This window comes from Streptomyces sp. NPDC001002, from assembly GCF_053599215.1.
Genome location: NZ_JBSFLV010000014.1, coordinates 25967 through 45302, shown reverse-complemented (window position 1 = coordinate 45302; position 19336 = coordinate 25967). Strand labels below are relative to the sequence as shown.

General features: G+C 70.7%; 17 protein-coding genes. 5 read left to right on the top strand and 12 right to left on the bottom strand.

Annotated elements, in window-relative coordinates; all coding sequences use genetic code 11:
• Positions 1-22: 22 nt before the first annotated feature.
• Positions 23-1564, top strand: coding sequence for a cytochrome P450 (locus tag ACWDR3_RS09650; protein WP_450351910.1), 1542 nt, complete (start codon positions 23-25; stop codon positions 1562-1564).
• Here ACWDR3_RS09650 and ACWDR3_RS09645 read toward each other — a convergent pair.
• On the bottom strand, positions 1532-2356 hold the full coding sequence (locus ACWDR3_RS09645) for a pentapeptide repeat-containing protein (protein WP_450351909.1): 825 nt from the start codon (positions 2354-2356) through the stop codon (positions 1532-1534). The genes ACWDR3_RS09650 and ACWDR3_RS09645 overlap by 33 nt on opposite strands.
• 68 nt (positions 2357-2424) lie before the next feature.
• Between ACWDR3_RS09645 and ACWDR3_RS09640 the strand changes: the two genes are divergently transcribed.
• On the top strand, positions 2425-3012 hold the full coding sequence (locus ACWDR3_RS09640) for a TetR/AcrR family transcriptional regulator (protein ID WP_450351908.1): 588 nt from the start codon (positions 2425-2427) through the stop codon (positions 3010-3012).
• Positions 3013-3016: 4 nt separating this feature from the next.
• On the top strand, positions 3017-4195 hold the full coding sequence (locus ACWDR3_RS09635) for a serine hydrolase domain-containing protein (RefSeq protein WP_450351907.1): 1179 nt from the start codon (positions 3017-3019) through the stop codon (positions 4193-4195).
• On the opposite strand, the gene sigJ is transcribed toward ACWDR3_RS09635, so the two are convergent.
• The 10 genes from sigJ to ACWDR3_RS09585 form a co-directional block, all read right to left on the bottom strand.
• Positions 4179-5069, bottom strand: a complete 891-nt coding sequence (gene sigJ, locus ACWDR3_RS09630) for an RNA polymerase sigma factor SigJ (protein ID WP_450351906.1) — start codon at positions 5067-5069, stop codon at positions 4179-4181. The genes ACWDR3_RS09635 and sigJ overlap by 17 nt on opposite strands.
• A gap of 104 nt (positions 5070-5173) precedes the next feature.
• A complete protein-coding gene (locus ACWDR3_RS09625; RefSeq protein WP_450351905.1) occupies positions 5174-5803 on the bottom strand; it encodes an FxLYD domain-containing protein in 630 nt (209 codons plus the stop codon).
• Between the two features lie 71 nt (positions 5804-5874).
• Positions 5875-7176: an alpha/beta fold hydrolase gene (locus ACWDR3_RS09620; protein ID WP_450351904.1), complete on the bottom strand. Its 1302-nt coding sequence runs from the start codon at positions 7174-7176 to the stop codon at positions 5875-5877.
• A gap of 101 nt (positions 7177-7277) precedes the next feature.
• Positions 7278-8303: a LacI family DNA-binding transcriptional regulator gene (locus ACWDR3_RS09615; RefSeq protein WP_450351903.1), complete on the bottom strand. Its 1026-nt coding sequence runs from the start codon at positions 8301-8303 to the stop codon at positions 7278-7280.
• A gap of 82 nt (positions 8304-8385) precedes the next feature.
• Positions 8386-9747 (bottom strand): BNR repeat-containing protein, encoded by a 1362-nt coding sequence (locus ACWDR3_RS09610; RefSeq protein ID WP_450351902.1) that lies wholly within the window; start codon positions 9745-9747, stop codon positions 8386-8388.
• The gene (locus ACWDR3_RS09605; RefSeq protein ID WP_450351901.1) at positions 9744-10064 is read right to left on the bottom strand and encodes an L-rhamnose mutarotase; all 321 of its coding nucleotides are present in this window, start codon (positions 10062-10064) and stop codon (positions 9744-9746) included. Before ACWDR3_RS09605 ends, ACWDR3_RS09610 begins: the two co-directional genes overlap by 4 nt.
• A gap of 17 nt (positions 10065-10081) precedes the next feature.
• Positions 10082-11161, bottom strand: coding sequence for a rhamnose ABC transporter substrate-binding protein (rhaS, locus tag ACWDR3_RS09600; protein WP_450351900.1), 1080 nt, complete (start codon positions 11159-11161; stop codon positions 10082-10084).
• A gap of 31 nt (positions 11162-11192) precedes the next feature.
• Complete coding sequence (locus tag ACWDR3_RS09595) at positions 11193-12182, bottom strand: ABC transporter permease (RefSeq protein ID WP_450351899.1); 990 nt, start codon at positions 12180-12182, stop codon at positions 11193-11195.
• Complete coding sequence (locus tag ACWDR3_RS09590) at positions 12175-13215, bottom strand: ABC transporter permease (RefSeq protein WP_450351898.1); 1041 nt, start codon at positions 13213-13215, stop codon at positions 12175-12177. The genes ACWDR3_RS09595 and ACWDR3_RS09590 overlap by 8 nt, the downstream gene beginning before the upstream one ends.
• 136 nt (positions 13216-13351) lie before the next feature.
• Entirely contained in the window at positions 13352-14869 is a 1518-nt protein-coding gene (locus tag ACWDR3_RS09585; RefSeq protein ID WP_450351897.1) for a sugar ABC transporter ATP-binding protein, read from the bottom strand.
• Between the two features lie 285 nt (positions 14870-15154).
• Between ACWDR3_RS09585 and rhaI the strand changes: the two genes are divergently transcribed.
• Positions 15155-16315 (top strand): L-rhamnose isomerase, encoded by a 1161-nt coding sequence (gene rhaI, locus ACWDR3_RS09580; RefSeq protein WP_450351896.1) that lies wholly within the window; start codon positions 15155-15157, stop codon positions 16313-16315.
• 382 nt (positions 16316-16697) lie between these two features.
• Entirely contained in the window at positions 16698-17477 is a 780-nt protein-coding gene (locus ACWDR3_RS09575; RefSeq protein ID WP_450351895.1) for a GntR family transcriptional regulator, read from the top strand.
• 77 nt (positions 17478-17554) lie between these two features.
• Here the strand turns inward: ACWDR3_RS09575 and tmpA are convergent, their stop codons facing one another.
• Positions 17555-19189, bottom strand: coding sequence for a 2-trimethylaminoethylphosphonate dioxygenase (tmpA, locus tag ACWDR3_RS09570; RefSeq protein ID WP_450351894.1), 1635 nt, complete (start codon positions 19187-19189; stop codon positions 17555-17557).
• Between the last annotated feature and the right edge of the window lie 147 nt (positions 19190-19336).

Here is a 19336-nt window from a genome sequence, read left to right as displayed (position 1 = left end):
CTGCATCAAGGGAGATCGCGTCATGGCGGAGACGGACACGGAGACGAGGCCGACGGGCGGGAACGGACTGCCGAAGGGTTTCCGCAGCGCCGAGCAGGGCTGGCCGGAGCTGCGCCGCATCCCGCATCCGCCGCACCGGGTCCCCTTCCTCGGTGACGTGATCGGCGCCAGTCGGCGCACCCCGCTCCAGGACACCCTGCGCTACGCCCGGCAGCTGGGCCCGGTGTTCCGGCGCAAGGCGTTCGGCAAGGAGTTCGTGTTCGTGTGGGGCGCCGAGCCCGCGGCCGACATGGCGGACGAGTCGCGCTTCGCCAAGCACGTGGGTCTTGGGATCGCCAATCTGCGGCCGGTGGCGGGCGACGGGCTGTTCACGGCCTACAACCACGAGCCGAACTGGCAGTTGGCGCACGACGTCCTGGCGCCGGGCTTCAGCCGGGAGGCCATGGAGGCCTACCACCCGATGATGCTGGCGGTGGCCGGGCGGCTCACCGACCACTGGGACCGCGAGCTGACGTCGGGGCGAGCGGTGGACGTGCCCGGCGACATGACCAAGCTGACCCTTGAGACCATCGCGCGCACCGGGTTCGGGCACGACTTCGGGTCCTTCGAGCGCACCCGGCCGCACCCCTTCGTCTCCGCGATGGTCGGCACGCTCACCTACGCGCAACGACTCAACACGGTGCCCTCGCCGCTGGCGCCGTACCTGCTGCGGGGCGCCTCGCGGCGCAACGCGGCCGACATCTCGTATCTCAACAACACGGTCGACGAACTCGTCCGGGCCCGGCGCGCCTCGGACGCCGACGGTGACGGGGATCTGCTCGACCGGATGCTGGAGACGGCGCATCCGGAGACCGGCGAGCGACTGTCCGCGGAGAACGTCCGGCGCCAGGTCATCACGTTCCTGGTGGCCGGGCACGAGACGACCTCGGGCGCGCTCTCCTTCGCCCTGCACTACCTCTCCCTGCACCCCGAGGTCGCGGCCCGGGCGCGCGCCGAGGTGGACGGCGTCTGGGGCGACGCCGAGGTGCCGGGGTACGACCAGGTCGCCAAGTTGCGTTATGTGCGGCGGGTGTTGGACGAGGCGTTGCGGTTGTGGCCGACGGCGCCGGCCTTCGCCCGGGAGGCCCGCGAGGACACGGTCCTTGCGGGCGGCCATCCGATGCGGCGCGGCGCGTGGGCGCTGGTCCTCACCGCGATGCTGCACCGCGACCCGGAGGTGTGGGGCGCCGACGCCGAGCACTTCGACCCCGACCGCTTCGACCCGAAGTCCGTACGCTCCCGGGCCGCTCACACCTTCAAGCCGTTCGGAACGGGCGCGCGGGCGTGCATCGGGCGACAGTTCGCACTGCACGAGGCCACGCTGGTGCTCGGCCTGCTGCTGCGCCGTTACGAACTGCGGCCCGATCCGGACTACCGGCTGCGCGTGACCGAGCGGCTCACGCTGATGCCGGACGGCCTGCGCCTGCACCTGGAGCGACGGACGGCGAGCGCGTCGGCCGCACCCGCCCCGGACAACTCCCCTTCGCAGGACCTACGTTGTCCAGTGCACGGGACGGGTGACTGAGCCCGGCAGCCGGGTCCCCGCACTCCCCCGGGCCGCGTTGACCTGCGGCTGGGTGAGGAAGAAGGCGCCGGTCAGGTCCGCGTCGGTGAGGTCGGCGTCGCGCAGGTCGGCGCCGATCATGTCCGCCTCGCGCAGATCGGCGCCGGTCAGGTCGGCGGCGATGAGGTAGGCGCCGCGGAGGTTCGCGCCGCGCAGATCGGCGCCCTTGAGCTTGGCCCCGATCAGGTCGGCGCCCCGGCGCTCCTTTTTGCGACCACCGATGCCCGCCCGCACCAGCTCGCTGGTCTTGAGCAGCAGGACGTTGACCTCCTGCCGGTGCGCGCCCACGTCCAGTGCGGTCAGTTCCTCCGGCGGGCGGCGAGTGTGCTCCTCGGTCCGCTCCAGCAGCCGGCGCAGATCGGCGTGGACCGGGCGGGCGGCCGGGAGGGTCAGCGCTTCGATGAGGTACCAGAGCAGTTCGTGCAGTTGCCGGACGACCGGGAAGACGTCGAACATCTGCCGGGCGTCCTCCTTCGACCCCTCACGCCAGTCGCGCCCGCCGAAGGTGACCTGGGAGATCTTCTGCCCGGCGCCGAAGCAGTCGTAGACCGTGCAGCCGTTGAAGCCTTCCTGCCGCAGCCGGGAGTGGATACCGCACCGGTGGTCCTCCCGCAGGTTCCGGCACGGGCTGCCGGCCTTCTTGTCGATCGCGAAGTCCGAGGAGCGGGCGAAGGGCAGCGCGACACAGCACAGCCCGAAGCACCGCCCGCAGTCGGCGCGCAGTTCGGTCGGTTCCGCTGTCTGATCTGGCACGACGCCCAGTTTATCGAGGCAGGCCCACTCCCTGGACCATCATCGAACCGATCGGTACCATCTCATCCATGCCCGTACCGAAAGGCACGACCCTCGATCCGGAGCGCACCCGCGCGGCGCTCCTCGCCTCGGCGACCGAGATCTTCTACGAGCGCGGTCTCGACGGCGTCGGCGTGGCCGAGCTGTGCCGCGCGGTGGGCGCGTCCAAAGAGACGCTCTACCGCCACTTCGGCTCCAAGGACGGCCTCGTGGAGGCCGTCCTCACGGCACGCAGCGACCGAGTCGTGCAGTGGCTCACGGCCACGGTCGAGGAGGCGGGCGCCGACCCGCGCGCCCAACTGGCGGCCCTCTTCGACGCGTTGGGCGACTGGTACCGCCGACCCGGCTTCCGCGGCTGCGCGATCGTCAACGCCGCGACCCAGCACCACGCACCGCCCGCAGGCCCGGTCGCCGACCGCCATCTGGGCCGCTACCGGGACCTCCTTACGACCATCGCCGAGCGAGCCGGAGCACCCGAACCGGCGCGCCTGGGACGGCAGTTGCTGATCCTGCTGGAGGGCGCCACGGTCGTCGCGGACCACCACGACCCGGACGGCCTCGCGGCCCAGGACGCCAAGCGGGCGGCGCTCACCCTGCTCGCGGCCGAGGGGGTGTGAGGCGATGACGAGCGAGGCTCTCGCCGTGCCTGACGGCATCGAAGGATGGACGGCACCCGGATTCGAGCCCGTGGCCGAGGTCTTCGCCGGGAACTTCGAGCGGTACGGCGAGACAGGCGCCGCTTTCGCCGCATACCGGGACGGCGAACTCGTCGTCGACCTGTGGGGCGGCACCGCAGATCCGGCGACGGGCCGCCCCTGGCGTGCCGATACCTTGCAGCTGGTCTTCTCGGGCGCCAAGGGGCTGACCGCCGCCTGCGTCCTGCTGCTCGTCGAGCGCGGGCAACTGGACCTGGATACCCCTGCGGCCCACTACTGGCCGGAGTTCGCCGCCGCCGGCAAGGACCGGATCACAGTCGGCGAGATCCTCTCCCACCAGGCCCGGCTGCCGGGGGTTCAACAGGCCTACAGCAACACGGAGTTGCTGGATCCCGAGCACATGGCGAAGCTGCTCGCCGCGCAGGCGCCGTCCGACGATCCGCGGGCCGGGTTCATCTACCACGCGCTGACGTGGGGGTGGTTGACCGGCGAGTTGGTGCGCCGGGTCGACGGACGGGCGGTGGGGGCCTTCTTCGCCGAGGAGTTCGCCGGTCCGCTCGGTCTGGACGTCTGGCTCGGCCTGCCGGACGAGGAGCACGGCCGGGCCGCGACGACGCTGGCGGGCCCGGGCGTCCTGGTGCCGCACGTCGGTGACGACGACGATCCGTTGCGCGTCCTGACCCGCAATCCCCTCACCGTCCCTGACGCGCCGGCCCTCTGGAACAGCGCCGCGTTCCGACGCGCCCAACTCCCCGCCGTCGGCGCACATGTGACGGCCCGTTCGATGGCCCGCTTCTACGCCTGTCTCGCGCGGGGCGGTGAGTTGGACGGCGTCCGCGTGCTCAAGGAGGCGACCGTCGACCTCGGCCGGCGGGAGCTGCGGCGCGGGACCTCACCGCTGTGGGGCAGCCCGATGGCGTACGGCGCGGGCTACGAACTCCGCACCGACCTGGCCCTGTTCGGGCCGCCGCGGGACACCTTCGGGCACGCGGGGTTCGGCGGCTCCCGGCACGGTGCCTGGCCGGGAGAGCGCGTCGGATTCTCGTACGCGATGAATGTGGTCCGGGCGGAGTTCCCCGACCGGCGGCCGTTGGATCTGCTGGGAGCGTTGCACGATGCCGTGACGCTCAGTCCAGCGCGGTGAGGTCGAGGCGGGCGAGGCGGTCCGGGTCGGCCAGGATGTACATCTCGGTGATCCGGCCGTCGACGACGGTGACGCCCATGACGGCGAGCGCCTGACCCTCGACGACGTTGATTAGGCCGACCGTGCCGTTGACGAGGACCGTCCGGACCTGCGGAGCGAACTGCCGGAAGGTCAGGGCCTGTTCGGCCACGCTCTTGGCGCCGCGCACCAGCTTGGAGGCGGCCGCGCCGCCCACCAGGGCGCCGGAGTCGACGCGGAGCACGATGTCCGGATCGAGGACCGTGACCAGCGCCTCGAAGTCACCGGCGTGAGCGGCCGCCATGAAGGCGTCCACGATCTGTCGCTGGCGGCCGAGGTCGGGTTCCGCGGACGGTGTGGCGCCCCGCACCCGGCGCCTGGCCCGGCTCGCCAACTGCCGGGTGGCCGCCGAACTCCGCTCCACGATCGGCGCGATGTCGTCGAAGGGCACGGCGAACATGTCGTGCAGCACGAACGCCAGCCGCTCGGCCGGTTCCAGGGTCTCCAGCACCACCAGGAGGGCAAGACCCACCGAGTCCGCCTGGAGCACCTCCTGCTCCGGGTCGATCTGCGACAGCGGCCTGATCACCGGATCCGGGACGAACGTCTCGTCGATCGGCTCCTCCCGCCGCAGGCTCCGCGAGCGCAGCAGGTCCAGGCAGACCCGGCCGACCACGGTGGTCAGCCAGCCGCCGAGGTTGCGGATGTCGTCCGCCTCGGTGCGGCTCAGCTTCACCCACGTCTCCTGGACGGCGTCCTCCGCCTCGGCCGTCGAGCCGAGCATGCGGTAGGCGACCGCCCTCAGCCGACCGCGGTGCTCCTCGAAGCGGTCGGCCAGCAGTTCCGTCTCGTTCATTCCGCCCCCGTCGCGGTCCGGATCGTACGGACGATGTGATCATCCAATCCAATCACGACGCCCGCGGCGCGGAACAGCGCCCGCCCCGCGGCCCCGGCACGGCCTCAGTAGCGCTGCGCCTTGACCAGCTTCGGCGTCAGCACCGGCTCGGGCGGCTTGCGGCTGATGGCGATGGGCTGGGCCCGCTCCCCCGGGTCGAGGTTCTCCGCGCCGACGTAACGGGTCTCGACCGTCTTGCCGGCGGAGTCGAGGAAGTCGACCTGGACCGCGTACGAGGCCTTGTGGTCGGTCTTGTTGGTGATGGAGACGATGACGGCGAGCAGGCCATCCGTGCTGGCGCGCGCCTTGCCGGTCATCGCGACCTCGGACAGCGCGTTGCCCTGTCCCTTCACGTCCTTGAGCTCGTTCTCGGCCGCCTTGTTGGCGCGCTCGACCTCGGCCGAGACGGAGGCTTCGAAGGAGGACGCGGCAGCGGAGGCGGACGCCGCCCGGGCCGAGGCGGAGGCGCGGGCCGACGCGACGGCCGACGCGGCCTTCGACTCCAGGGCGGAGGGCGTGTTGCCCGAGAAGGAGGCCGTGTCGGGTGCCGTCGGCGTGGCCGAGGAATCGCCGCCGCCGTCGCTGTCACTGCTGCACGACACCAGAGCGGCGCCCGCCAGCGTGGCTGCCACGGCCAGGGCGATCGCTCGGGCTCGTCCCGTTCGGCGTTCCGGGCGGGCTGACCTCGTACGCATCGCGTGGTGTCCTCTCGCGCGACAGGGAACGACAGACCGACGAAATGAACCTTATGTCGGTTTCGGTGTCGTCACACCTCGTCGCGCGTCAGCGCCAGCAGCCGGTCCAGGACCCGCGGCCCGCCCGCCCGGACGCCGTCGTGCTCGAACTCGTCGGTGACCCAGGTGCGCAGTCCGCGGATCGCGCGGGCGGTCCGAAGGGAGTGGGTCGCGTCGACGTACATGTCGTCGTGGTAGACGGCGGCCGCGACCGGGACCTCGTTGGCGGCGAGGCGGGCGGGGTCGTAGAGGGGCGTCCAGTCGGTGCGGGCGGCGAGGAGTTCGGCGGTCTCGCGCAGAGGGCGCAGGGCGGGGTCGCTGTCGAACATCCAGGGGTGGATCGTTTCTCCGGTGAACAGCAGCGGGCCGTCGCCCGCGAGTGCCTTCGCCGCGTCGAACTGCGGGTACTCCGCGCGGACGCGCTCGGCCGACCAGGCGGTGGGGCGCTCGTCCTGGGCGTAGACCGACTCGTGGACGAGGGCGTACAGGGGGTGTCCGGCGTACGAGAGCTGGGCCTGGACCTCGTCCTGGAAGGCGTCCGAGAGGGCGGGGCCCTGCGGGGTGCGGACGAAGGCGTGCTCCAGGAGGTAGTGCAGGCGGTGGCTGCCCTCGCTGCCGCCGAGGACGATGCCGAGGGTCTGGAAGGCCTCGGCGGTGAGGCGGTAGCCGTTGGGCAGGGTCACGTCGTGCGCGAGGAGGTGGTCGGCGATGCGGCGCGCCCGCTCGATGTCCTGCGGGTAACGCGCGTAGTGCGCGGCGACCTTGCGCTCGATACGCGGGTAGGCCGCCCGGTAGACGTCGTCGGCGTGCGCGTCCAGCGAGGGCAGGCCGCCGGTGATCACGGCGGCGGTCAGGCCCTCGGGGGCGCTGGAGAGGTAGTGCACCGCGCAGAAGCCGCCGAAGCTCTGGCCGAGGACGGTCCAGGGCGCGCCGCCAGTGACCTCGGCGCGGATCGCCTCGCAGTCGCGGACGATCGAGTCGGCGCGGAAGTGCGTGAGGTAGTCGGCCTGCTCGGCGGGGCCGCCGCGCAGCGGGAGGGTCTGGCGGGTGGCGGGCGTGGAGTGGCCGGTGCCGCGCTGGTCCAGGAGCAGGACCCGGAACTCCTTCAGCGCCCGGTCGAGCCAGGCCTGCCGTCCGACGAAACGGTTCGCCCCGAAGCCGGGGCCGCCCTGGAGGTACACCAGCCACGGCAGGTTCTGGTGCGCCTTGTCGCTGCCGACCACCTCACGGGCGTAGAGCTCGATCGTCTCCCCCGCCGGGTCGTCGTGATCGAGGGGCACGGTGAAGCGGCGGTCGGTGAGGACGACGCCGGGCTGGCGGTACGTGGCGGTCAACGGGGCTCCTGGGACGTACGGGTTGTGGACCGCGTCCCAGTTCAGCACATGATCCTGCGGCCAACATCCCCCGGGATCATGAAATCGTACTGAACGCGCGATCAGCGGGTGGACAGACTGGATCTGCGCACGACCAGTTCGGGCTGGAGGACGACCCGTCGGTGTTCGTGCTGCAGTGTGCCGTTCTCGGCCTCCGTCTCCTCCAGGAGGAGTTCGGCGGCGAGGGCGCCCAGAGTGACGGCGGGCTGGCGGACGGAGGTGAGCGGGACGGCCGCGGCGGCGGCGAACTCGATGTCGTCGTAGCCGACGATCGCGAGGTCGTCGGGGACCGAGACACCGGCCGCGAACATGGCCTGCAGGACGCCGAGGGCGAGCAGGTCGTTGGCGCAGAAGACGGCGGTGGGGCGGTCGGCGAGGCCGAGCAGCCGGGCGCCCGCGTCCCGTCCGGCGGCCACGTCGAGGCGTTCGGTGGGCAGCTCGCGCAGGTTCTCGGGGCCGAGGCCCGCCTCGGCGAGCGCGTTCAGGGCGCCCGTACGGCGGTCGCGGACCTGGTTGAGGCCGGGCGGGCCGCTGACATAGGCGATGGAGCGGTGTCCGGCGTCGACCAAGTGACGTACGGCAAGGGCGCCGCCCGCCACGTCGTCCACCGAGACGGAGCACTCGGTGGTGCCCTCGGCGACGCGGTCGACCAGTACGAAGGGGATGTTGTGCCGCCGGAACGACTCGATGTTGCGGCCGGTCGCGTCGGCGGGGGTGAACAGGACGCCCCGCACCCGCTGCTCGGCGAAGAGGGACAGGTACTCGGCCTCCTCGCTCGCGCTCTGGGCGCTGTTGCAGACCATCACGCCGAGACCGGCCTCGCGGGCGGCGCGCTCGGCGCCGCGCGCCACGTCGACGAAGAACGGGTTGCCCATGTCCAGGACGAGCAGTCCCATGATGCGGCTGCGGCCCGCGCGCAACTGGCGCGCGGACTCGCTGCGGACGTAACCGAGCCGGTCGATCGCGGACAGCACGCGCGCCCGGGTCTCGGTCGCGACCGTGTCCGGACGGTTGATGACGTTCGAGACCGTGCCGACCGAGACTCCGGCGACACGGGCGACGTCCTTGATACCCACCGACTGGGCCATCAGGCAGGGACCTCCAGGGGTACGCGGGAGGGCGGAAAGAAGACCTTCACATTACCGTCATCACCGCGCACATCCGGCCCGGTCACGCGGGCAACGCGAAGTCGACGACATGGAGCGCCGAGGGTGTCGTACCGCTCGACTTCTCCTGGTACATGAACGACAGGACATTGTCGGCCCGCACCCGCGTCTCGTCGACGACGACCTCACCGAAGGCGTTCAGATCGCCGCCGTCGTGCAGCAGCGTCCAGTCGGTGTACCCGGAGGTCTTCGAGGCCCCGGCGATCCGCCCGTAGGGGAAGACCGCGTAGGCGTTGTCGTACCGGTCCAGGACCAGCTTGGTGCGCTGGCTGGAGGCGAGCGGGACCGGGATCTCGGTCTTCTGCCAGGTGCCGGCGGAGTTCTTGCGGAGGTGGAAGGCGCGGCCGTGCGCGATGCGGTCGGTGACGTAGTGCGTGGTGTGCGGGAGCAAGTGGACAGGGACGTAGCTGATGATCGCGTGCGGGCGCCCGGTGGAGTCGGTGGCCTGGCTCTCCTCGTTCATCAGGGAGTGGTCCGGGTCGAGGGAGTCGACGACCAGTCCGCTGTCGGTCACGGCCACGGTGTCGGAGCTGCCGGTCGTGCCCACAACGGTGCCCGCGTCGTTGCGCCAGGTGCGGCCGCGGTCGGTCGAACACACGTAACCCGTGTCGTGGTTGGTGAGTCCGCCGCCGCCGCGCAGCACGGCCGCGTTCTGCTCGCGCCAGGTGAAGAAGGCGTGCAGGCGGCCGTGGACGTCGTAGTCGATGCCGTGCAGATACATGTTGCGGGCGGTGGAGGAGCCGTGCGCGCTCGTGTACGTGCCCGTCGAACTGGTCCACTCCCCCAGTGCCGTCCACCCCGAACTGTCGTACTCCGCAAGGGCGTTGCGGCCGTCGCCAGAGATGCCGACCCGGTAGCTGAGCTGGAGCCGGCCCTCGGGGGTGGCGATGAACTGCGGATACGTGAACTGCGAGGTGAGCGCGAGTCCGTCGAGCGAGGTCTGGACAGGGCCGAGCACGGCTGAAGTCCAGGCGGTGGAGGCTGGGTTGTCGAGGAGCCCCGCGATCGACTTGACGTAGAAGAAGCCGTCGCTGTGGGAGTCCAGGTTGATGTGGAGGCGGCCGTCGAGCTGGGAGACGCCCATGGAGATGACGTTGTGGGAGTCGTCGCTCTTGAGGGTGTGGGGCAGGGTGATGGTGGACCAACTGGGGCCGCCCAGGGGGCGCCTGGCGACGACGGCGTGGCGGGTGGCCGTGTACCAGGCCGCGTACTGGTGGCCTTGGTACGTGAACAGCCCGTTCTTCTGGAACGAGTTGTTGTTGACCAGCCCGTCGTAGGAGACGAAGTAGAGGGCGGTGGCGTCCAGTTGGGTGCGGTCGAGGAGGGTGAGGGCGGGGGTTGCGAGCCCGCTTCCGGTGGCGGTCATGCGAGGTGGAACACCTCCGTGAGGAGCTTCATCGCCTCGTCGGGCCGGGCGCCGTCCAGTGACTCGAAGAACGGCGCCATCTCGGCCTGCCAGCGGGCGTTGACGTCGGTGGCCTCCATGCCGGCCTGGGCGGCGGCGAAGTCCTCGGTCTCCAAGTAGCCGACCAGCAGGCCGTCTTCACGAAGAAAGAGCGAGTAGTTGCGCCAGCCGGTGGCCGAGAGCGCGTCGAGCATCTCGGGCCACACGGCCGCGTGCCGCTCGCGGTACTCGTCGAGACGGTCCGCCCGCACCTTCAGCAGGAAGCACACGCGCTGCATCAACGACCTTCCGGACACTAGAAGTTGAACTGGTCGATGTTCTTGGCATTGAACACGGCCGGCTTGCCGAGGTTGATCACGCCGTCCTTGCCGATGGTGTACGAGGTGTCGCCGGCCTTGAAGGTCTCGCCCTCCTTGCCGGTGATCTGGCCGGAGGCCAGCGCCACGGCGGTGCGGGCGGCGAGGTCGCCGAGCTTGGCCGGGTCCCACAGCTCGAAGGCCTCGACGGTGCCGTTCTTGACGTACTTGCGCATGTCGTTCGGGGTGCCGAGGCCGGTCAGCTTGACCTTGCCCTTGTACTTGGAGCCGGACAGGTACTGGGCGGCGGCCTTGATGCCGACGGTGGTCGGGGAGATGATCCCCTTCAGGTTCGGGTACTCCTGGAGCAGGCCCTGGGTCTGCTGGAAGGACTGCTGGGCGTCGTCGTTGCCGTACGCGACCTTGACCAGCTTGACGTCCTTGTACTTGGGGTCCTTGAGCTCGTCCTTCATGAAGTCGATCCAGGTGTTCTGGTTCGTCGCGGTCTGCGCGGCGGACAGGATCGCGATCTCGCCCTTGTAGCCGATCTGTTCGGCGAGCAGCTGCACCTCGGTGCGGCCCAGGTCCTCGGCGCTGGCCTGCGAGACGAAGGCGCTGCGGCAGTCGGCCTTGGTGTCGGAGTCGTAGGTGACGACCTTGATGCCGTTCTTCATGGCCTGCTTGAGCGCGGTGCACAGGGCGCCCGGGTCCTGCGCGGAGACGGCCATCGCGTTCACCTGCTGCTGGGTGAGCGTGTTGACGTAGGAGACCTGCCCGGCCGTGTCGGTGGCGCTGGAGGTGCCGACTTCCTTGTATTTGGAGCCCAGTTCGGTGAGCGCCTTCTCGCCGCCCTTGTCGGCGGAGGTGAAGTAGGGGTTGTTGACCGACTTGGGCAGGAAGCCGACGGTCAGGCCCTTCTTGAGAGCGGCATTCGGGTCCGCCTTGCCGGCGGTGGCGGCGGAGCCCCCGTCGTCCTTGACGTCGTTCTTCGTGGTGCCACCGCAGGCGGTCAGGGCGAGCGCGAGGGAGGTGGTGGCGGCGAGGGCGGCGCAGGAGCGGCGGATCGATGACTTACGCATGAGGGAGGTCCTTTACCAGGGTGAGCGGACGTTACGAGGTCGGAGCCGAGGCGGCTCTGCGGCCTGCCCTCGCTACGGAGATCTGTCGGGCGACCCGAGGGCCGAGCACGGAGACGACGAGCAGGACGCCGGTGACGACGATCTGCGATTGCGCGGAGACATTGAGCAGGCTCATCACGTTCTGCAGCGCCCCGAGCAGGAACACCCCCGCGATGGCACCGCCCAACGTGCCTTTGCCGCCGTCGAAGTCGATGCCGCCGAGCAACACGGCGGCCACGACGGAGAGTTCGAGGCCGGTGGCGTTGTCGTAGCGGGCGCTGGCGTAGTGCAGAGCCCAGAAGATGCCGGTGAGCGAGGCCATCAGCCCGGTCACCGTGAACAGGATCAGCTTGTGCCGCCTGACCCGGATCCCCGCGAACCGCGCAGCTTCCTCGCTCGCGCCGATCGCGAACAGCGACCGCCCGAACGGCGTGGCGTGCAGGACGACCACGGCGATGGCGAGCAGCACGAGGAAGGGCAGGAAGGCCTGCGGGAGGAAGCTGTCGCCGATGCGTCCGGACGCGAAGTCCAGGTACTGGGTGGGGAAGTCGGTGACCGCGTTCGAGCCGAGCACGATCTGCGCGATGCCCCGGTAGGCGGCGAGGGTGCCGATGGTGACGGCGAGGGAGGGCAGTCCGAGCCGGGTGACGAGCAGGCCGTTGACGAGCCCGCACACCAAGCCGAGGAGCAGGCAGAGCGGGATGATCGTCTCGATGGCCATGCCGTCGTTCCACAGCTTGCCCATCACCGCGCCCGACAGACCGGCCGTGGAGGCGACGGACAGGTCGATCTCGCCGGCCACCACGAGGAGGGTCATCGGCAGGGCGATCAGCGCGATCGGCAGGGTGTTGCCGAGCAGGAAGGACAGGTTGAGGGCGTTGCCGAAGCCGTCGACCGTACCGAACGACAGCAGCAACAGGACGACCAGGAGCGCGCCGACGACCGTGTCCCAACGGACCGCGCGCGTCAGGGAGTCAGGCATGGCGGGCGTTCCTCTTCTTCAGGGCGGAGGCCACCCGCAGCGCCACGATCCGGTCGACCGCGATGGCGAGGAGCAGCAGGATGCCGTTGATGGCGAGCACCCACACGGAGCTGACGCCGAGGGCCGGCAGCACGCTGTTGATGGAGGTCAGCAGCAGGGCGCCGAGGGCCGCGCCGTAGACGCTGCCGGAGCCGCCGGTGAAGACGACACCGCCGACCACCACCGCGCTGACGACGGTGAGTTCGTAGCCGTTGCCGGTGCCTGAGTCCACGTTGCCGAACCGCGCCAGGTACATCGCGCCGGCGAGCCCGGCGAGGGCGCCGCAGAAGGTGTAGGCGGCCAGGATCCGCTTGCGCACCGGGATGCCGGCCAGCCGCGCGGCCTCCGGGTTGGAGCCGAGCGCGTACAACTCCCGGCCACTGCCGAAGTGTTTGAGGTAGTACGCCGTCGCCACGAGCACCGCGAGCGCGATGAGCGCCAGCCACGGCACCGCCGAGACGCCACCGGAGCCGAAGTCCACGAAGCCGCCCGGGAGATCGGCCGCGGTGATCTGGCGGGAGCCCACCCAGATGGAGTCGAGGCCCCGGATGATGTAGAGCGTGCCCAACGTGACGACGAGCGCGGGGACTTGGCCGAGGCTGACGAGCAGCCCGTTGAGCAGTCCGCAGCCGATGCCGAGCAGGACGGCCAGGACTACGGCGACGAATCCGTTGCCGCCGCCTTGGAGATAGTCGCCGGCGGCGAAGGCGGTGATGCCGAGGGTGGAGCCGACCGACAGGTCGACGTTGCGGGTGATGACGACCAGGGACTGGCCGGTGGCGACCAGGACCAGGATGGTCGCGTTGAGGAGCAGGTCCTTGATGCCCTGTTCGGACAGGAACTCGCTGTTGCCCATCTGGGTGATGGCGATCATCACCAGGAAGACGGCCAGGATGGCGAGTTCGCGCATCTTGAAGACACGGTCGACCAGCCGGGTGCCACTGGACTTGGGCACCTCGGCGGCGGGAGCGGGATTGGGCGCGGTCACCGTCATACGGCGGCCCTCCATACGGCAGTCGTCGTGCGGCGGGTCCGTGCCGAACAGGTCGGCGCCGTGCGGTAGTTCGTTGCGCGGGAGTTCGCGGCGTGAGAGTTCGCCGTGCGGCGCGCCGGCCCGCGGGACGTCGTCGTCATGCGGCGGCCCTCCCGGTCGCGGCGGCCATCACGGTCTCCTCGGTGGCCTCGGCGCGCGGGATCTCGGCGGCCAGCCGGCCCTCGTGCATCACCAGCACGCGGTCGGCCATGCCGAGCACCTCGGGCAGGTCGGAGGAGATCATCAGGACGGCCACCCCGTCGGCGGCCAACTCGCCGAGCAGGCGGTGCACTTCGGCCTTGGTGCCGACGTCGATGCCCCGGGTGGGCTCGTCCACGATCAGCACCTTGGGCCCGGTGGCGAGCCACTTGGCGAGGACGACCTTCTGCTGGTTGCCGCCGGACAGCGTGGAGACGGCGTCGGCGATCCGGGCGTACTTGACGTGCAGCTTGACGGCCCAGTCGAGGGACCGGCTGCGCTCGGCGCCGCGGTCCATCAGCCCGGCCTTCACGGTCGAACGCAGCCCGGTGAGGCCGATGTTGCGCTCGATGGACATCTCCATCACCAGGCCCTGCGCGCGCCGGTCCTCGGGGACGAGGGCGAGCCCGGCGGCCATGGCCGTGGAGGGGGCACCGTTGGTCAGCCCCTTCCCGTCCACCTCCACCGCGCCGGCGTCCCACCGGTCGATGCCGAAGACGGCACGCGCCACCTCGGTACGACCGGCGCCGACCAGCCCGGCGAGGCACACGATCTCGCCGCGCCGCACGTCGAAGGAGACGTCGGTGAAGACACCCTCCCGGGTCAACCGCTTGACGCTCAGGGCGACTTCGCCTGGCTCGACGTCCTGCTTGGGGTACAGCTCGTCGAGGTCGCGGCCCACCATGCGCCGTACGAGATCGTCCTCGGTCATGCCGTCGAGCGGCTCGCTGGCGATCAACGCGCCGTCGCGCAACGTTGTCACGCGGCGGCAGATCTCGAAGATCTCCTCCAGCCGGTGCGAGATGAACAGCACGGCGGCGCCTTGGTCGCGCAGAGTGCGCACGACCCCGAAGAGCCGGGCCACCTCGCTGCCGGTGAGGGCGGCCGTCGGCTCGTCCATGATCAGTACCCGCGCCTCGAACGAGAGCGCCTTGGCGATCTCGACGATCTGCTGGTCCGCGATGGACAGGCCGCGGGCCGGGCGCTCGGGGTCGAGGTCGACGCCGAGGCGTTTCATCAGGGCGGCGGTCGCCGCGTGGGTGGCCTTGTGGTCGATGCGGCCGAGCGCCCGCCGGGGCTGGCGGCCCATGAAGATGTTCTCGGCGATCGAAAGGTCGGGGAAGAGGGTGGGCTCCTGGTAGATCACGGCGATGCCGGCGTCCCGGGCGTCGCCGGGTCCGTGGAAGACGACGGGCGCGCCGTCGAGCAGCACCCGGCCGGCGTCCGGGCGGTGCACTCCGGCGAGCGTCTTGATGAGGGTCGACTTGCCCGCGCCGTTCTCTCCGGCGAGCGCGTGCACCTCGCCGGGGAACAGTTCCAGGGACACGTCCCGCAGGGCACGCACGGCGCCGAAGGACTTGGAGATGTCCTCCAGTGCCAGCACCGGGGCCGGCCCCGTGTCGGACGGGTGGGTCATGAGGGGCTCCTCGACGACGCCCGGGGGCGGGCCCTCACAGCGTCGTGAAAGGTTTCAACTTGGTTGCCGGGACGTTAGGCGCGTGGGCCATGTCACGTCAATGGGTCCGGATCGAAAAAGTTTCGACAGACCTTCGAGAGCCAGAGGTCACGGTCAGGCCACGGGTGGACCATGGGCAACAGGGTCTGCCAAAACGCTTGACACCCCTCCGGGAGCCTCTTAGCTTCCGATCCTGAATCGATTCATACAGAAGCTGTTCTGTACCGACGTCACAGGAGCCCTGAAGTGACCGAGCTCGCCGCGGTGAAGGCCGCGCTGAAGACCCAGGCAGTCGAGACGCCGTCATGGGCGTACGGGAACTCGGGGACCCGTTTCAAGGTGTTCGCGCAGCAGGGCGTACCGCGCGATCCCTACGAGAAGCTCGCGGACGCGGCGAAGGTGCACGAGTTCACCGGTGTGGCCCCGACGGTCGCGCTGCATATCCCGTGGGACAAGGTCGAGGACTACGGGGCGCTGGCGAAGTACGCGCAGGAGCGCGGACTGAAGCTGGGGGCGATCAACTCCAACACCTTCCAGGACGACGCCTTCAAGCTCGGCAGCATCTGCCACGCGGATCCGGCGGTGCGGCGCAAGGCGCTCGACCATCTGCTGGAGTGCGTCGACATCATGGACGCGACGGGGTCCAGGGACCTGAAGCTGTGGTTCGCCGACGGCACCAACTACCCCGGGCAGGACGACATCCGCGAACGCCAGGACCGGCTCGCGGAGGGCCTGACCGAGGTGTACGACCGCCTCGGCGACGACCAGCGGATGCTCCTTGAGTACAAGCTCTTCGAGCCCGCCTTCTACACCACCGACGTCCCCGACTGGGGCACGGCGTACGCCCACTGTCTCAAGCTCGGCGACAAGGCGCAGGTCGTGGTGGACACCGGCCACCACGCCCCCGGCACGAACATCGAGTTCATCGTCGCCACGCTGCTGCGCGAGGGGAAGCTCGGCGGCTTCGACTTCAATTCCCGCTTCTACGCCGACGACGACCTCATGGTCGGCGCGGCCGATCCCTTCCAGCTCTTCCGCATCCTCTACGAGGTCTCGCGGGGCGGCGGGTTCAGTGCCGGCGTCGCCTTCATGCTCGACCAGTGCCACAACATCGAGGCCAAGATCCCGGCGATCATCCGCTCCGTGATGAACGTCCAGGAGGCCACGGCGAAGGCACTGCTGGTGGACCGGGACGCGCTGGCCGTGGCCCAGCGGGAGGGCGATGTGCTGGGCGCCAACGCCGTGTTGATGGACGCGTACAACACGGATGTGCGGCCGCTGCTGGGTGAGGTGCGGGAGGAACTGGGGCTGGACCCGGATCCGATGGATGCGTATCGGCGGTCGGGGTGGGCGGAGCGGATCGTGGCGGAGCGGGTCGGGGGGACGCAGGCAGGGTGGGGGGCGTAGAGGGTGCTGGGCGCGCCCTCGGAGTGGTTGGTGGCAGTGGGGGCGGCCTGGGCGGGACCGGCGGCCTGAGCCGGCGTTCCGTGCCGGCCGCAGGTGCTCGGTGGGCGGCGCTCGCTCGGCCACGCCGGTGGCGGCCGAGGCGGACCTGTGATGGACGGGGCATGCTCGCGCCGGTTACGGACGGCGACCAGGGCAGCGGGGGCCGGTGACCCCCGTGCCGGCTCGGTAAGGGCGGCGATTGTCTGCTGACGCGCCGCAGGCACAGGGTTCGGGTGCGTGGCACGATCACCCGTGGTCGGCGACCCCGTTAGGCTCCCTGCTCAATGCACATTCGGCGCCCGGTCGGGACGGGCCGTGGCCGAGCAGGGCGGTGAGGGACAGCGTGACGGACGGCGCGGCCGGTGAGCGTGGGGCGCGGGGGCAGGCCATGTACCGGAAGGTCGCGGCGGACCTGGGTCGGGAGATCGGCGAGGGCCGATACGACTCCGGCGGGCGGCTGCCCACCGAGGGCGAGCTCGCCGAGCGGTACGGCGTCTCCCGGGGCACGGTCCGCCAGGCGATGGCTCTGCTGCGGACCGAGGGGCTGATCGCCTCGCGGCGCGGCACCCGGCGGGTCGTGATCGGGGTGCCCCGGCCGCAGAGCTTCGGTGAACTGCTCAGCTTCACCCGCTGGGCCCGTTCGACCGGCGAGGAGCCCGGCGGGCTCATCGTCGCCACGGAGACCCGGCCGGCCGACCCGACCGAACGTGCCCAACTGCGGCTCCCCGAAGGGGCCGAGGTCTATCAGGTACGGCGACTGCGCACCCTCTCCGGGCGGCCGGTGATGCTGGAGCGCACCGTCTACCCGCCCGCCGTGGGTGAGTTGCTCGACGGACTGCCGCCGGACACGGTCTCGTACACCGTGGCGCTGGAGGACTCGGGGGTGCTGTTCGCGGACGCCCAGCACACCATCGACCTGTGCCGGGCCGACGACGAGGATGCCCGGCTGCTCGGCTGCCGGCCCGGCGACCCACTGCTGCGCGAACGCCGGGTCAGCACCGATCCGACCGGCACGCCGATCGAATGGTCCGACGACCGGTACCTGCCGGAGACCGTCGCCTTCACCGTGCACAGCTCGGCGGCCGCCGGCTCACTGGCCCGCCGCCCAGCCGGTGACGCCTGACCCGACGCCGCCGGGGGGCGGACCTCTGATCAGCCGCACGCCTGATCAAACGCGCGCCTGATCGAACGGGCCTTTGATCAAACGGTCCGCAGCAGGCTCGCGAGCAGCGGCCGGAAGTGGGCGAAGTCCGGGGCGGACGCCTCGGGGTCCTTGCCCTCGTCGTCCCAGCGACGCACCGCGACCCCGTCCGCCGCGTAGGGGTTCGCCTCGTACTCGGCGACCTCGGCCGGAGACATCGGACCGCCCTGCACCTGGAGCGTGAACACCGAGGCCTCGGAGAGCAGGTCGAAGTACTCGGGTTCGACCGCGCACAGGTAGCGCTTGGCCGCCACGTGCAGCCGGATCGGCCCGGTGACCTCGGGGCCGAACCAGTCGGCCAGCCGGTCCGCCCCGGTGTGGCTGTGCCGGTTGTCGGTGCCGGCCATCAACTCCTCGCCGCTGACCGGCCCTTGGAAGTGCCCGATGTCGTGCAGCAGCGCGGCCACCACCAACGGGCCCGGTGCGCCCGCCTCTTCGGCCCGCGCCGCGGCCTGCAGCATGTGCTGCGCCATCGTCACCTCCTCGCCGAGGTAGGCGCCCGCCCCCTCGCCCGCGAAGAGTTCGGCGAGCCCGTCGAGGAACTCCTCGCCCGCCAGGGCCCGTTGGCGCCGCAGGACGGCCAAGGTGCCGGCCAGCGCGTCGACGTCGGCGTAGGCGCCTTGCAGGTGGCGGGCGCCGCTCTCCTCGAAAGCCGTACGGGCGTGCAGCAGCCGGACGTTGTCGAAGATCAGGCAGTCGCCGGGCGACAGCCGGAAGTCCAGCTGGAGTTCGGGGCGCAGGGTGATCTCGGCGAAGGTCCGGTAGGCCCGGTAGAAGGCGTCCAGTTCGTCGGCGGGCAGCCGCAGCGTGGAGATCGAGCGGTTGTTGAAGCGCACCTCGCGGATCCGGCCGCGGCCGTCCACGTCGATCAACGGCCGGTCGGCCGCCAGCACCGTACGGGCATCGCTGAAGCGGAACGGGACGAGGGTGCGCGTCAGCACCGCGAACGCCTCCGGGTCCTCGGCACGCAACAGCGCGGCTGCCTTGAACCCGTCCACGAGGCCGGAGTCGCCGCCGACCGCCGCATTCGACAGACAGTGCAGCAACTGGAGCGTGGGCACCGGGTCGCGGTACGGGTTGTCGGTGTGCGGGGTGATCCGCGCGCCGGTGAAGGCGAGGTTGTTGGGGTCCGGCTCGACCCGTACGTCGAAGAGCCGACCGTAGTTGGTCTCGCGGACGTAGCCGAAGGTCTCCGCCACCTCCAGCACCTGACCCTCGCGGCACGGTACGTCCCGCAGCAGGGCGAAGCCGAGCCCGAGGACCGAGTCCAGCACCCGCGCCTTGGTGACCGGGTCGCCCAGGTACTCCGCCCAGTCCGCCTCGGGGAGCCCGCCGCCCAGGTCCGCGGCGGCCCACAGGGTCTTGCCGGTCTCGTCACGCCGGTCCCCCGAGCCGTCGCCCGCGTCGGGCCGGTTGGCCGTCAACCACCGTGCGGAGTACGCGGATCGGTGGCCGTCGGGTGCCCAGTCCACCTCAACGCCGTCGGTGGTCTGCCGCACCGCACCGAGCGCGAGGTCGACGGGCAGCTCGGTGATCTGGAACAGCTTCTGCCCGTTGCGCGGGTCCCGGCAGCGGGGGCAGGGGCAGTTGTCCCGCAGCCACGCGAGCGGCAGATCTCCTACTGACAGTGACATCTCCATCACTCACTTTCAAAGTTGTATAGCCAACTTTAGCGTCACGGTGAAGGTCTCAGTAGTGGGTGTGCGAGCGGTGACGCGTCGATTGCCCGCACATGAACGAGGCGTCGGTCGTTCATTAAAACGAACGACAGGTTCACCAAG

Excerpts from the sequence above, each read along its gene's own strand:
- ACWDR3_RS09650 (WP_450351910.1), top strand. The coding sequence starts at position 23 with ATGGCGGAGACGGACACGGAGACGAGGCCGACGGGCGGGAACGGACTG.
- ACWDR3_RS09640 (WP_450351908.1), top strand. The coding sequence starts at position 2,425 with ATGCCCGTACCGAAAGGCACGACCCTCGATCCGGAGCGCACCCGCGCG.
- ACWDR3_RS09635 (WP_450351907.1), top strand. The coding sequence starts at position 3,017 with ATGACGAGCGAGGCTCTCGCCGTGCCTGACGGCATCGAAGGATGGACG.
- sigJ (WP_450351906.1), bottom strand. The coding sequence starts at position 5,069 with ATGAACGAGACGGAACTGCTGGCCGACCGCTTCGAGGAGCACCGCGGT.
- ACWDR3_RS09625 (WP_450351905.1), bottom strand. The coding sequence starts at position 5,803 with ATGCGTACGAGGTCAGCCCGCCCGGAACGCCGAACGGGACGAGCCCGA.
- ACWDR3_RS09615 (WP_450351903.1), bottom strand. The coding sequence starts at position 8,303 with ATGGCCCAGTCGGTGGGTATCAAGGACGTCGCCCGTGTCGCCGGAGTC.
- ACWDR3_RS09610 (WP_450351902.1), bottom strand. The coding sequence starts at position 9,747 with ATGACCGCCACCGGAAGCGGGCTCGCAACCCCCGCCCTCACCCTCCTC.
- ACWDR3_RS09605 (WP_450351901.1), bottom strand. The coding sequence starts at position 10,064 with ATGCAGCGCGTGTGCTTCCTGCTGAAGGTGCGGGCGGACCGTCTCGAC.
- rhaS (WP_450351900.1), bottom strand. The coding sequence starts at position 11,161 with ATGCGTAAGTCATCGATCCGCCGCTCCTGCGCCGCCCTCGCCGCCACC.
- ACWDR3_RS09595 (WP_450351899.1), bottom strand. The coding sequence starts at position 12,182 with ATGCCTGACTCCCTGACGCGCGCGGTCCGTTGGGACACGGTCGTCGGC.
- ACWDR3_RS09590 (WP_450351898.1), bottom strand. The coding sequence starts at position 13,215 with ATGACGGTGACCGCGCCCAATCCCGCTCCCGCCGCCGAGGTGCCCAAG.
- ACWDR3_RS09585 (WP_450351897.1), bottom strand. The coding sequence starts at position 14,869 with ATGACCCACCCGTCCGACACGGGGCCGGCCCCGGTGCTGGCACTGGAG.
- tmpA (WP_450351894.1), bottom strand. The coding sequence starts at position 19,189 with ATGTCACTGTCAGTAGGAGATCTGCCGCTCGCGTGGCTGCGGGACAAC.